Consider the following 13382-nt stretch of genomic DNA (forward strand, 5'->3'; position numbering starts at 1 on the left):
GCACGAGACCCGATGAAAGAGGCCTGACACGATGCCGGTTCACACCAAGCTCCGCCGCTGGACCCAGCGGCCCTCGACCCTGCGGCCCTCGACCCTGCGGACAGCCCTGGTCGGCGTGGGACTGCTCAGCCTCACCCTGACGGCCTGCGGGTCCACCCAGCTGCCCGGTGGCGAGCCCTCGAGCGCTGCCAGCACGGGATCGTCCGCCAGCGCCTCGGCGTCTGCCTCGTCCAAGCCGATCACCGGCACCCTCGACGATGCGCTGGCTGCGAAGGTTCCCGCCGCGATCAAGCAGAAGGGCACCCTGATCGACGGCAGCGACGCCTCGTACGCGCCCAACGAGTTCATGGACACCGACGGCAAGACCATCATCGGCATGGACGTCGACCTGATGAACGCTGTCGCCACCACCCTGGGCCTCAAGGTGCAGTACAACAACGCCGGTTTCGACACCATCATCCTGGGGGTGACGAGCGGCAAGTACGACATCGCCGTCAGCTCGTTCACCATCAACGACCAGCGCAAGAAGCAGGTCTCGATGGTGCAGTACTTCAACGCCGGCACCTCGTGGGCGGCCAAGCCCGGGTCGAACCTCAATCCCGACGACATGTGTGGCAAGACCGTCGCCGTGCAGAAGGGCACGGTGCAGGTGGACGACATCCAGGCCCGCGACAAGGCCTGCACCGGGGCCGGCAAGCCCAAGATCACCATCGTGGTCGAGGGGGAGCAGTCGAAGGCGACCGCTGACGTCATCTCGGGCAAGGCCGACGCCATGTTGGCCGACTCCCCCGTGGTGGCCTACGCGATCGGCCAGACCAATGGGCAACTCGAGCAGGTGGGCACGATGTACGACGCAGCCCCCTACGGCATCGTCGTCTCGAAGCAGAACGCCGAGTTCGCCGCGGTGATCGGTGAGGCACTGGCCAAGCTCAAGGCGGATGGCACCTACGAGGCGATCCTGTCGAAGTGGAACAACTCCGACGGAGCCGTGGCCGAGTTCCCCGTCAACCCCTGAGCGTCCTCTCCCCCGGCGCTACGATTCCGGAGCGCCGGGGGTTGACGCACCCCACGACCGGACCGGAAGGACAGCCGATGAGCAGTTCCCTGTTGGAGCGCTCCCGAGCGGAACGTCCGGGCGACCTGAGGGCCGCCCCGGTGCGTCACCCGTGGCGGTGGGTCCTGGTCTTCCTGATCCTCGTGGTGGCCGCGATGATGGTCCGTTCCTTCATCACGAACCCGCGCTGGGAGTGGAGCTACGTCTTCTCGGTGATGAACTACCGGCCCATCCTGCAGGGACTGCTGGTGGGCACCCTGTTGGGCACGCTGCTGGCGATGATCGTCGGCGTCACCCTCGGTGTTCTGCTCGCCGTGATGAGGTTGTCGTCCAACCCCGTGCTCAGCACTGTCGCCGCCGTGTACACGTGGTTCTTCCGGTCGGTGCCCCGCTACGTATTGCTGACCATCCTCGGCGTGGGGGTGATCTACCTGTACCCGCACCTCGACCTCGGTCTGCCGTTCGGGCAGCAGGTGTCACGGCTGCTGGGGCTCGACCTGAACACGTTGTCGCCCTGGCAGATCGACACCCGGCGGCTGAGCCAGGGCATCGTCATCGGCGCCGTCGGGCTGGGCCTGTCGGAGGCCGCCTACATGGCAGAGATTGCCCGCGCCGGCATCCTGAGCGTCGACACCGGCCAGCGTGAGGCAGCCTCAGCCCTCGGCATGAGCTCGTCGAGGACGATGCGCCGGATCGTCCTGCCACAGGCCATGCGCGTGATCGTGCCACCGACGGGCAACGAGACCATCGCGATGGTCAAGGACACCTCGCTGCTGATCGCCGTGCCCGTGGGGCTGGAGCTGTTCAACCAGGCCACCATCGTGGCCAACCGCACCTACAAGATCATGCCCGCCTACGTGGCGGCGACCCTGTGGTACATCATCGTCTGCTCGGTGTTGATGGTCTTCCAGAGCCTTCTCGAGCGCCATTTCGGACGAGGCTTCGGCACCGTCAACCCGAAGGCGCAACGGTTGCTGGACAAGGTCGGGGAACACTGATGAGCGAGATGGGCCAGTTGGATCGGCCGCCGGCACGGGCCGAGGGTGACTCCGCGCGCGATCCCCTGGTCGAGGCGATCAACGTGCACAAGTCCTTCCACCGGCACCACGTGCTGAAGGGGATCGACCTGGTGGTGCACCCCGGCGAGGTGGTGTGCCTGCTCGGACCCTCGGGGTCGGGCAAGACGACCTTCCTGCGGTGCATCAACATGTTGGAGAACCTCGACGGCGGGCGCATCTTCGTCGACGGCGAGCTGATGGGCCTCGAGGAGACCGCTCCTGGCAGGCTCCGCCATCTCGGTGACCAGCAGAAGGCCGCGCAACGCCGCGAGATCGGCATGGTCTTCCAGCGGTTCAACCTGTTCCCGCACAAGACTGCACTCGAGAACATCATCGAGGCACCGATGCAGGTGAAGCGGGTGTCGAAGGCGCAGGCCGTCGCCGAGGCCGAACAGTTGCTCGACCAGGTCGGACTGGCGGACAAGCCGCACCACTACCCCTCGCAACTGTCGGGGGGTCAGCAGCAGCGCGTGGCCATCGCCCGCGCCCTGGCGATGAAGCCCAAGCTCATGCTCTTCGACGAGCCCACCTCGGCCCTCGACCCCGAGCTGGTCGGGGAGGTGCTGCGCGTGATGCGCGAACTGGCCGAACAGGGCACCACCATGATCGTGGTCACCCACGAGATCGCCTTCGCCCGTGACGTCGCCGACCGGGTGGTCTTCATGGACGACGGTGTGGTCGTCGAGGAGGGCCCCGCTCGCGAGGTGATCAACAACCCTCGCCAGGAACGGACGAGGCAGTTCCTGCAGCGAGTGCTCGAGGAGGGCCCGGCCGCATCCTGAGTGGTTCCACGTATCGGCGCGAGCGGTCACGCCTCTTGTTGGGTGGGTAGCCCATCCGGGCACCCTCCTCCACGAAAGGTGACCAGCATGTCCACGAAGCTCGACCCCGAATTCGGGGAGAAGCTCAACCACGATTTCGACCTGCTCGACGAGCGGGCAGACACCCTGATCGGGGTGCTCTCCCGCCTCTCGGACCACCAGGAGTCCATCAAGGAGCTGATCCCGGTCTGGCGCCGCCCGGGCTGGACCACGCCTGCGGAGTTCTTCCTGGTCGAGTCCCACCTCCAGTTGCTGGCCAGGCAGGCAGCCGTGCTCGACCAGGGTCTCGCGCGGCTGACGAAGGGCGTCGGCATGGTCGGACGGTGAGGCCGGGGCGGAAACCGGTGCCACCGGTCGTCCCTGCAGCAAGGACCCGAGAACTCGTCGCCGGATCGTCCGGGTGATCCCGCCCAGGATTTCCTGGGCCTCCAGCGACGAGTTGTCGGTTACCGCGCCACAAGCGCGCCATCCGCGCCCGCTTGGGCTCCCCCCATTCGTGCCCGCTCCGTGCCTCCGGGCGGGACGTCTCCCATGCCATGGCCTCAGTGCGGGAAGGCGAACTCCCCCGCCACGAAGTAGATGGCGAACAACGCCGGGACGATGGCCAGGGCGACCAACAGCGAGCGTTCGCGCCGCTTCACCCAAGCGGCCAGTGCCATCACTCCCGCCGCTGCCATCGCCGTGAATGCGGTCACCGTGAACACGAACAACGGGATGCCGGGTCCCCTGCCGCCACGCGACGAGAGTCCCATCACCACGAACACGAGGACGCCGGCCACCATCAGACCGAGCGACCACCAGCCCAGCGACGTGACGGGAAGAAGCGTGGGCCGTTCCCGGCGCACGTGCAGCCGGTCGGCCAGGAGCACACCCAGACCGCCGAGGGCCACCCAGAAGGCGACCGTGTACACAGAGGCGCGCACCATCTCCGGCCCCGGGATCACCGACACGACCAGCAGCACCGCCGCCAGACCCAGCAACCACATCGCCGTGGTGGCCAGTCGGGACCTGCTCAACGCAGCCATCGTTCCCACCCCCTTCGGGGAACGCCAGCCCGGCCCGCCCGGGCCTGGTGTGACTCAATACTACCGCTCGTAGTAGATCTGCGCCGCGAAACGCGATCCTTCAGCCGGAGGGTCAGGTGTGGCGCCAGGAGCATCGAGCCAGTTGCCCTCGGCCGGCGCAGTTGCTCCCGTTACGAACCCGTTGCCCGCGTTACGAACCAGTTGCCCGCGTCCGGCGCAGTTGCCCCCGTCCAGGGACAGGGCAGGTGTGCGCAACGAGGGCAGCTGGATCGGTTCGAGGGCAGGCGTGCCCAACGAGGGCAACCTGGCAGGGACGAGGGCAGGCGCGCGAGGTGGGCAACCGATTCTGGACGAGGGCAGGTGTGATCAGCCGTCCCGGCGACCCCACTCCCAGACCTCACCAGCGGACAACGAGACCAGTTCGCGCAGGTCCGACCCGACGACCTCCACCTCGACGGGGCGCTCGGCGGTGAGGATCACCCGCGTGGGCACCCCCTCGTCCCAGACGAGGTCGACGCTGAGCCCGCCCCACGTGCGCACCCCGGCCACCGAGCCGGTCGGCCAGGCCGGCGGCAGCGCCGGCAGCAGCTCCAGCAGCACCCGTTCGGGTGAGTCCGGGGTCAGGGCGGGACCGAGGTCACTGCGCACGAGCATGCCGAGCACACCCGCGGTGGCGCCGAAGTTGCCGTCGATCTGGAAGGGAGGGTGGGTGTCCCAGAGATTCGGCAGGGTCGAGGAGCGCAACAGCTCACCCAGCAGTCGGTGGGCGCGGTCACCGTCACCCAGCCGCGACCAGAAGTTGATCTTCCACGCCATCGACCATCCGGTGGACCGGTCACCGCGCCGCTCGAGGGTCTCGCGAGCGGCGGTCAGCAACTCGTCCGCGCGTGGGCTGGTCGCCATCGCGCGCCCGGGGTGCAGGGCGTAGAGGTGCGAGGTGTGGCGATGGTGGGGTTCGGTGCCCGAGACGTGCTCGACCCGCCACTCGGCCACGGCACCATCGCGCACGTCCATCCCGTCCGCGAGCAGGGGCAGCGTCGCGCGGACCCGGGCGACCAGATCGTCCTCGATGCCCAGCACCGCGGCCGCCTCCAGGGTGGTCACGAACAATTCCGTGACGATCTGCTGACTCATGGCAGCCCCGGCGGTGAACCACCCCTGCTCGGGACTGAACGAGGGGTTCGCCAGCAGCTTCCCCTGGTCGGCCGCGACCTCGGAGGGCTGCAGGGTGTCGAGCCACAGCTCGCAGGCGCCCGACAGCACCGGCCAGCCCTGACGGCGCAGGACCTCGACGTCCGCGGTGTGGCGGTGGTGCCACCAGAAGGCCTGCGCCAGCCAGGCCCCCGCCTCGGGGAACCAAGCGGCCGTGGGCCAGTCGAAGACCCCCGTGAAGGCGTAGGGATTGGTCTCGTTGTTGACCATCCACCCGCGGGCACCGACCACGTTCGCCGCGGACTCCGTACCGGGAGCGACCAGACTGTGCACCCAGTCGAGGTAGGGAATGGCGCATTCGTCCAGACCGGCGACCCATGCCGGCCAGTAGTTCATCTGCACGTTGATGTTCGGGTGGTAGTCGGCACCCCACGGCGGGTTGTTGACGTTCGTCCAGACCCCCTGCAGGTTGGCAGGCAGCGACCCCGGACGAGACGACGCGATCAACAGGTAACGCCCGTACTGGGCGTGCAGCACCTCGAGGTGACGATCGGCGGACGCGTTGGTGCCGTACTGCTCAACCCAGTCAGAGGTGTCGCCCTGCCCGGGGGCACCCCCCAGTTCGAGGCTCACTCGGGAGAAGAGGGCGTCGTGGTCGGTGACGTGGCGCTCTCGCAGCTGTGCCCAACCCCGCTCGAGTGCGGAGGCCAGATCGGACTCCACCCTCCCGCGAGGATCCAGTCCGGAGCGGTAGTGGGGGTGCACGCTGGCATGGTCGGTGGCGCCGGACCAGACCAGCAGCACCTCCGAGGCCCCCTCGACCCGCAGCCGACCGCCCTCGGACGAGCCCACACGGGTGATCGTCCCCCCGGTGACCTGCACGCGCACCTGGCCGAAGTAGCGAAGGCCGTTGTCGACACCGGAGCCAGAACAGGTCAGCAGCCCGACGCCGCCGGCCCGTTCGGCCGTCAGCGTGGCGGCGCCCAACAGGTCGTCCGGCGCCGCGCAGGGGTCCCACCCGATCGTCACGGCGACGGGCGCGACCCCGGTCAGGCGGATCGCGACCACCCGGTCGGGGTGGGAGGCGAAGTACTCCCGGACAAAGCTGCCGCTCTCGCCGGCGACCTTGGCGATGCCGGTCGTCAGGTCGAGCGTGCGACGGTAGTCCCCGGCGGGCGGGAGTCCCGGAGCCGGCTCGACCGGGTCGAAGGAGAACTCCAGGCGCCCGAACGTCTGCATCGATCCGTAGCCGACCTTGGCCTGCCCCAGCTGGTCATGGGCCATCACCAGTTCGGGATCCAGTTCCTCGCCCCGGGCAAGTCTGGTGCGCAGTTCGGCCAGGCGCTGGTGTCGCCAGGCGACCTCGTCGTCCGGGTAGTTGCCGTGGGTCCAACCCTCGGTTCCGGGACCTCCCGACCACAGGGACTTCTCGTTGAGCACCACGTGGTCGTCGTTGATGCCTCCGAAGACGCTGGCTCCCAGTGCCCCGTTGCCGATCGGCAGGGAGTGGGTCTCCCAGGCATCGAGCGGAGCCGGCTGGGAGTAGGTCAACAGAAGCGGTTCCGGCGTCGTCGCCCGGGGATTCGCGCACATGCCGTGGAGCCTATTGCGAGACCGGGCACGCAGCACACCGCCAGCCGCCAAGATGGAAGGCGACCGCGGCATCGTCCCCCGATGCCAACGAACGAAAGGGAACGCGATCATGGAGTTTCGCAACCTCGGCAAGTCCGGAATGCTCATCTCTGAGGTCTGTTACGGCAACTGGCTGACCCACGGCTCCCAGATCGAGGCCGACCAGGCCACGGCGTGCGTGCGTGCCGCCCTGGACCTGGGCATCTCGACCTTCGACACCGCAGACGTCTATGCCAACACCGCAGCCGAGACCGTGCTGGGCGAGGCCCTCAAGGGTGAGCGGCGCGAGTCGCTCGAGATCTTCACGAAGGTCTTCGGTCCCACCGGACCCAAGGGCCACAACGACCGGGGTCTGAGCCGCAAGCACATCACCGAGGCCATCAACGGTTCGCTGAAGCGCCTGCAGACCGACCACGTCGATCTCTACCAGGCACACCGCTACGACCACTTCACTCCGCTGGAAGAGACGATGCAGGCCTTCGCTGACGTCGTCCGGGCCGGCAAGGCGCTCTACATCGGCGTCTCGGAGTGGACGGCCGACCAGCTCCGCGAGGCCCACGGACTGGCCGTGCAGTTGGGCATCCAGCTGATCTCGAACCAGCCGGAGTACTCGATCCTGCAGCGCGTCATCGAGGCAGAGGTGGTCCCCACCTCGACCGAGCTGGGCATCTCGCAGGTGGTCTGGTCGCCGATGGCCCAAGGTGTGCTCTCGGGCAAGTACCTGCCCGGCCAGGCTGCTCCGGAGGGGTCCCGCGCCACCGACGAGAAGGGTGGCAAGAACATGGTCGCCCGTTGGCTCGAGAACGAGGACCTGCTCACCCGGGTGCAGCAGCTCAAGCCGATCGCCTCCGACCTGGGCCTGTCGATGCCCACCCTGGCCATCGCCTGGGTGCTGCAGAACCCGAACGTCGGCTGCGCCATCGTCGGTGCCTCGCGCCCCGAGCAGTTGAAGGACAGCGCTGCCGCCGCAGGGGTCAAGATCCCGGCCGACGCGATGGCGAAGATCGACGAGATCGTCAAGCCGGTCGTGACCGACGATCCCTCGATCACCGCCACCCGCTCGCCCGACCGTCCCGAGTACGAGAAGTGATTCCGTCCTCGATGTCATGAACAGTGGTCCCCGGGGGTGGGGAGCGGTCGACGGGTGGAGCCCGAGGGTGAAGATTCCCTGAGGACGACAACCCACCCGGCGCAGCAGGCGTGAACTCCACGACCGCCCCCACTCCCCGAGGACACCATGACGAATCCGCACACCATGGCCAGCCCCCAGGCCGCCGCTGGTCCCCATGCCGGGACCGCAACCCTCGACCTGCCCACCCGCCTCCAGGTCGGTGCGCCCCTGAGCGAGCGCCATCCCTGGCTCTACCCGCTCGCGGTGAAGTACCACCAGACCCGCCGGTGGATCGCGTGGCAGAGCTCCGGCACCCCGTGGGCCGCCGAGAAGTCCGAGGACGACCTGCCCGTCAAGGTGAAGCACCACAAATCGCTTCTGCTCCGGAGCCTGGGTGAGTCCGAGATGTGGTTGCAGCACAACAAGGTGACCAACCTGCGGCTGGCGGCCCGTGAGGTGGACGGCCTCGTGATCCGCCCCGGGGAGTCGTTCTCGTTCAACAAGGTGGTGGGCAACTGCACCCGACGGCGAGGGTTCGTCGAGGGCATGCGCTTGTCGAACGGTGAGGCTCGCCCCGGGGTCGGCGGGGGCATCTGCCAGCTGGCCAACCTGCTGCACTGGATGGTGCTGCACTCGGCCCTCACCGTGGTCGAGCGCTCCGAGCACTCGTTCGACCCCTTCCCCGACAACGGTCGCGTGCTGCCGTGGGGGGTCGGCTGCTCCATCGTGTGGAACTACGTCGACCTCGTCGTGCGCAACGACACCGAATCGACGTTCCGCATGGGCGTCCGCGTCGGCGAGCGGCATCTCGAGGGCGAACTGCACGCCGACCGGGAGCAGGCCTTCAGCTACCGGGTCTCCGCCCGCCACGAGGAGTTCCTCAAGCGGGGGGACGAGTACTTCCGGCGCAACGAGATCTGGCGCGAACTCATCGATCGGCGCACCGGCGACCGAGTGGGCGAGGAACTCGTCAAGCGCAACTGCGCCCTGGTGAAGTACCTGCCCCAGGGCGTGCCCATCATCGACGCCGACGCCCTGACCTGACCCGGGCCGGCCGACCCCCCTGTCAGGTGAGGGGACGCAGCACCCCCGCCTGCTGCGGCACCAAGCGGAACGTGCTGCCCTGCTCACCCGAGACCAGGTCGAGACAGGGCACCGTGGTGGTGAGCTCGATCTCGTCGGCGTCGTGGTTCACCACGAAGGTGTGACCTCCTCGCACCATGATCTCGACACCCGGCACCTCGACACCGGACACCTCGACACTGGACACCTCGGAAATGGGCGAGGTCGCCAACACGCCGAGGTCGGGACGCAGACCCTTGCGCCCCAGCACCAGGCCGAACAGCGACGCCAGTTGCTCGCTCGCCAACGTGGCGCCGAGGTAGTAGAACTCATGCCCCGGTGACTTCACCACGGCCGGGCCGAGGTCCACCCCAGCGGGATCGGCCGGGTCGAAGGCTGCGACCACCTCGCCCGGGTGCTGATCGTCGAGCACCAACCGTTCGGCCCAGTGGTCGACGCGTCCATCGCCCAGGCTCGCCGACACCAGCCCCACGCCCGCGTCGGGCAGCGGCCACCACTGCTCACCCCGGGCACCCAGCAGGTCGGTGAACCCGCCCGGGAAGGGACCGGGGAAGAGCCGGGCGGTCTCGTCCTCGACGGCGCTGAACGGGCCCATCACCAGCGTCCCACCGGCGTCGACATGGGCTCGCAGGTTGGCGACGGAGTCCTGGTCGAGCAGGTGGGCGCACGGCGCCAGCACCACCGGATAGGAACTGAGGTCGTCCCACGGCGCGCGCACGTCGACCTGCCAACCCCGCTCCCACAGCACCCGATGCCACCGCTCCGCCTGTTCCAGCACCGTCCTCAGATTCGACGGCGAGTCGGGTTCCTCGGCCGACCACCGTGACTCCCAGTCGAGCACGAGCGCGAGCGGGGTGCTCACCCGCGTGCCCGCGACGGGACGGAGCTCCCGCAGCAGGGCACCGATGCGGCGCACGTCACGGTGCAACAAGGTGTCGGGGCCGGAGTTGGGCAACATCGCCGAGTGGAACCGTTCTGATCCCGAGGCGGCCTGCCGCCACTGGAAGCTGAGCACCCCGTCGGCACCATGGCCGATGGCTCGCACGGCGTCACCGATGCGCTGACGGGAGGTCTTGGGCACATTGTGCGGTCGCCAGTTGACGGCACCCATCGCCTGCTCCATCAGCAGCCACGGCTGCCCGCCGCGCAGTGAGCGGAGCTGGTCCTGCACCAGTGCGACCCGCGAGCGAGCCTGCGGGTCGGACGGGTCGGGATACTCGTCGTCGGCGATCACGTCGAGGTCGGGAGCCCATCGCTGCGCGTCCACGTGCTCGTAGAACCCCATCAGGTTCGTGGTGATGGGGGTGCCTCCCACCAGCGGGGTCAGCACCTCTCGCTGGTCGAGGTAGAGCCGGTGCAGTTGGGATGAGATGAAGCGTCGGTGGTCGAGGACAGCGCCGGGGTTCATGCCACGCAGGGGCAACACCACTTCGTCGAAGCTGGCATGGTGCTGGCTCCAGAACGCCGTTCCCCAGGCGTGGTTGAGCGCCTCGATGGTGCCGTGCCTGCGCTCGAGGAAGGCCTGGAACTCCGAGCGACACAGGTCACACCAGCAGCCGTGGCCGTACTCGTTGCCGATGTGCCAGAGCTTCACGGCCGGATGGTCGCCGTAGCGCTCCCCCAGTCGGGACGCCACCTCTCGGCAGGCCGCCCTGAACACCGGCGAGCTGGGGCAGAAGTGGGCGCGGCCACCGTGGCGGCTCCGCCTCCCCTCGGGGCTGACCGACAAGATCTCGGGGTGGGCGAGTCCCATCCATGGCGGGGGTGACGCGGTGGGGGTGGCCAGGTCGACGGCGATCCCGTTCGACCACAGCAGGTCGATCACCTCGTCGAGCCAGTCGACCTGCCAACTGTCGGCGGTCGGCTGCAGGCGGCTCCAGCTGAACACGCCGACGGTGGCGATGTTCACCCCCGCCTCGACCATCAGGGCGACGTCCTCACGCCAGACCGAGGGTTCCCACTGTTCGGGGTTGTAGTCGCCACCGAACAACAGGGCGCCACCGGCCATGGCCGCCAACGGGTTGGTCGGGTTGGCGACGGCTGGGCTGGCGCTGCCTTGCTGCAGGTCGAGCTGGTTCATGCTCATGCCCCTTCCTCGTCCGTCGTCCGAGCCGGCACGTCGCCACGGTCGGCGAGCGCGAGGCTGATCGTCACCCGGCCGCCACTCTCACGGACGGCCTCGTTGCATCCCAGGGCCGCGCCCCAACCCGCGGGAGCGTCGTCCGAGCTGATGGTGAGGGTGTCGCCATGGCGCTCGACGCGGTAGCCGACCTCGCTACCGTCGGGGCGGGCGAGGCTCAGGTCGCGCTGCAAACCGTCGCCGGGTTCGAAGACTCGCAGCACCACGCCCTCGGCCCAGTCGTAGTCGGGACGATCGTCCCGGCCGCCGACCGGGACCACCGAACCGGGGCGCACGTAGAGAGGAAGGGTGTCGAACCCGTGGGTCTCGCGGTGCCAGGTGCCACCCGGCAGGGTCGAACCGTCCCACCAGTTCGTCCAGCGGGCACCGCCGAGCGCCGCGGGCAGGTAGAACTCGGTGTCCCCCTCGGCCGAGAAGACCGGAGCGACCAGCAGGGCGTCGCCCAGCAGGTACTGGGTGTCGACGAGGGCGGCCGATCTGTCGTGGGCGAAGTCGACCACCAGTGGACGCATCACCGGCAGTCCGGTGCGGTGCGCCACCAGGCCCGACGACCCCAGGTAGGGCATCAGCGAGAGCTTCAGCCTGGTGAAGGCCCGGGTGATCTCGACGGCCTCGTCGTCGAAGGCCCAGGGCACCCGGTAGGAACTCGAACCATGCAGCCGCGAGTGCGAACTGAGCAGCCCGAAGGCCACCCAACGCTTGAACACGGCGGGGTCGGGAGTGCCCTCGAACCCGCCGATGTCGTGGCTCCAGAACCCGAAACCGGACGAGGCCAGCGACAGCCCACCGCGCAGCGACTCGGCCATCGACACGAAGGTGGACTCGCAGTCACCGCCCCAGTGCACCGGGTACTGCTGCCCGCCCAGCGAGGCGGACCGTGCGAACAACACCGCCTCGCCCTGGCCGCGCTCGCGCACGAGCAGGTCGTGCACACTGCGGTTGTAGAGGGTGGCGTACCAGTTGTGCATCAGCTGGGGGTCGGTGCCGTCGTGCCAGACCACCTCGGTGGGGATGCGCTCGCCGAAGTCCGTCTTGAAACAGTCGACCCCGTCGTCGAGCAGGGCCTTCAGCTTCCCCGAGAACCAGGCGGCAGCCGAGGGGTTGGTGAAGTCGACCAGACCCATCCCGGCCTGCCACTGGTCGGTCTGCCAGACGTCACCGGAAGGAGTGCGCACCAGGTACCCCAGCTCTGACCCCTCGGCGAAGAGTTCGGATCGCTGGGCGATGTAGGGGTTGATCCAGACGCAGACCTTGAGCCCACGCTCGTGCAGTTTAGCCAGCAGTCCGCGGGGGTCGGGGAAGGTGGCCGGGTCCCAGATGAAGTCGCTCCAGTGGAACGCGCGCATCCAGAAGCAGTCGAAGTGGAAGACGCTGAGGGGGATGCCCCGCTCGGCCATGCCGTCGACGAACGAGAGCACGGTCTGCTCGTCGTAGTTGGTGGTGAACGAGGTCGACAGCCACAACCCGTATGACCACGCCGGCACCTGCGACGGACGACCGGCCAGTCCCGTGTAGCGCACCAGCGCCTCGGCGGGGGTGGGACCGTCGACGAGCAGGTAGCGCAGTCGCTGCCCCGGCACGGAGAACTGCACCCGCGACACCGCCTCGCTGGCGACCTCCCACGAGACCCGGTCTGTGGACTCGACCAGGATCCCGTAGCCGCGGTCCGAGAGCAGGAAGGGCACGTTCTTGTAGGCCTGTTCGGACGAGGTGCCTCCGTCGGCGTTCCAGTTGTCGACCGATTGCCCGTTCTTGACCAGCGGGCCGAAGCGTTCACCCAACCCGTAGAAGTGCTCGCCCACCGCGATCGACAGCTGTTCCTTGACATGGCTGCCGTCGTCGTCTCCCCGGCCGGTCACCGTGTGCAGGGCGATCGAGCGCGCCGTCGACGAGGTGATCTGCTGCCACTGGTCTCCGACGGCCCGCTCGAAGACCAGGTGCCACTCGCCGGTGGTGGCGATCCGCGCTCGCAGGCTTCCCGAGGTGAGGACGAGGTGGGAGTCGGTGCGCTCCGTCACCGCCGTCGTGTCGCCGGACGAGAGGCCGAGGGCGGGCTCGCGCCTGGCACTGCCCGAGAAGTGCTCGATGGTGACGCCGATGATGCCCTCGGCCGGGGAGTCGAGCGCCACGCTGATGAGCGGGCGGTTCAGGGTGTCACCGCGGTGCCGCATGGGCTGGTCGGCGACATGGGCGACCACACGGGTCGGCTCCACCTCGGTGTCGACGACGACCCTGGCACGCAGGGCTTCGACGCCGGCCGGGAGCATCCAGTAGCCGTCTGAGAATTTCATCTGTGGTGACACCTT

General features: G+C 68.5%; 10 protein-coding genes. 6 read left to right on the top strand and 4 right to left on the bottom strand.

From position 1 onward, the window contains the following. The first annotated feature begins 31 nt into the window (after positions 1-31). From H507_RS0112635 to H507_RS0112650, 4 genes are all read left to right on the top strand, one after another. Positions 32-1015, top strand: a complete 984-nt coding sequence (locus tag H507_RS0112635) for an ABC transporter substrate-binding protein (RefSeq protein ID WP_022911063.1) — start codon at positions 32-34, stop codon at positions 1013-1015. Positions 1016-1092: 77 nt separating this feature from the next. Then, positions 1093-2052, top strand: a complete 960-nt coding sequence (locus H507_RS0112640) for an amino acid ABC transporter permease (protein WP_026378181.1) — start codon at positions 1093-1095, stop codon at positions 2050-2052. 65 nt (positions 2053-2117) lie between these two features. Beyond that, entirely contained in the window at positions 2118-2894 is a 777-nt protein-coding gene (locus H507_RS0112645; protein ID WP_425393316.1) for an amino acid ABC transporter ATP-binding protein, read from the top strand. An 87-nt stretch (positions 2895-2981) separates the two neighbouring features. Next, positions 2982-3260 (top strand): hypothetical protein, encoded by a 279-nt coding sequence (locus H507_RS0112650; RefSeq protein ID WP_157438983.1) that lies wholly within the window; start codon positions 2982-2984, stop codon positions 3258-3260. A gap of 215 nt (positions 3261-3475) precedes the next feature. On the opposite strand, the gene H507_RS0112655 is transcribed toward H507_RS0112650, so the two are convergent. After that, on the bottom strand, positions 3476-3958 hold the full coding sequence (locus tag H507_RS0112655) for a hypothetical protein (RefSeq protein ID WP_022911067.1): 483 nt from the start codon (positions 3956-3958) through the stop codon (positions 3476-3478). A gap of 366 nt (positions 3959-4324) precedes the next feature. Then, positions 4325-6703, bottom strand: a complete 2379-nt coding sequence (locus H507_RS0112660) for a glycoside hydrolase family 95 protein (RefSeq protein WP_022911068.1) — start codon at positions 6701-6703, stop codon at positions 4325-4327. 109 nt (positions 6704-6812) lie between these two features. On the opposite strand from H507_RS0112660, the gene H507_RS0112665 reads away from it, so the two are divergent. Together H507_RS0112665 and H507_RS16770 are read left to right on the top strand one after the other, a co-directional pair. Further along, positions 6813-7832: an aldo/keto reductase family protein gene (locus H507_RS0112665; RefSeq protein ID WP_022911069.1), complete on the top strand. Its 1020-nt coding sequence runs from the start codon at positions 6813-6815 to the stop codon at positions 7830-7832. Positions 7833-7979: 147 nt separating this feature from the next. Further along, a complete protein-coding gene (locus tag H507_RS16770) occupies positions 7980-8897 on the top strand; it encodes a VanW family protein (protein WP_022911070.1) in 918 nt (305 codons plus the stop codon). 22 nt (positions 8898-8919) lie between these two features. On the opposite strand, the gene H507_RS16775 is transcribed toward H507_RS16770, so the two are convergent. After that, the gene (locus tag H507_RS16775; protein WP_022911071.1) at positions 8920-11022 is read right to left on the bottom strand and encodes a beta-galactosidase; all 2103 of its coding nucleotides are present in this window, start codon (positions 11020-11022) and stop codon (positions 8920-8922) included. Next, positions 11019-13367, bottom strand: coding sequence for an alpha-xylosidase (gene yicI, locus H507_RS0112680; protein ID WP_022911072.1), 2349 nt, complete (start codon positions 13365-13367; stop codon positions 11019-11021). The genes H507_RS16775 and yicI overlap by 4 nt, the downstream gene beginning before the upstream one ends. Positions 13368-13382: the final 15 nt, after the last annotated feature.

This window comes from Aestuariimicrobium kwangyangense DSM 21549 (genome assembly GCF_000421525.1).
GTDB classification, from domain to species: domain Bacteria; phylum Actinomycetota; class Actinomycetes; order Propionibacteriales; family Propionibacteriaceae; genus Aestuariimicrobium; species Aestuariimicrobium kwangyangense.

Coding starts and splice junctions, on each gene's coding strand:
- H507_RS0112660 (WP_022911068.1), bottom strand. CDS start 6,703: ATGTGCGCGAATCCCCGGGCGACGACGCCGGAACCGCTTCTGTTGACC.
- H507_RS16775 (WP_022911071.1), bottom strand. CDS start 11,022: ATGAGCATGAACCAGCTCGACCTGCAGCAAGGCAGCGCCAGCCCAGCC.
- H507_RS0112655 (WP_022911067.1), bottom strand. CDS start 3,958: ATGGCTGCGTTGAGCAGGTCCCGACTGGCCACCACGGCGATGTGGTTG.
- H507_RS16770 (WP_022911070.1), top strand. CDS start 7,980: ATGACGAATCCGCACACCATGGCCAGCCCCCAGGCCGCCGCTGGTCCC.
- H507_RS0112665 (WP_022911069.1), top strand. CDS start 6,813: ATGGAGTTTCGCAACCTCGGCAAGTCCGGAATGCTCATCTCTGAGGTC.
- H507_RS0112635 (WP_022911063.1), top strand. CDS start 32: ATGCCGGTTCACACCAAGCTCCGCCGCTGGACCCAGCGGCCCTCGACC.
- yicI (WP_022911072.1), bottom strand. CDS start 13,367: ATGAAATTCTCAGACGGCTACTGGATGCTCCCGGCCGGCGTCGAAGCC.
- H507_RS0112640 (WP_026378181.1), top strand. CDS start 1,093: ATGAGCAGTTCCCTGTTGGAGCGCTCCCGAGCGGAACGTCCGGGCGAC.
- H507_RS0112650 (WP_157438983.1), top strand. CDS start 2,982: ATGTCCACGAAGCTCGACCCCGAATTCGGGGAGAAGCTCAACCACGAT.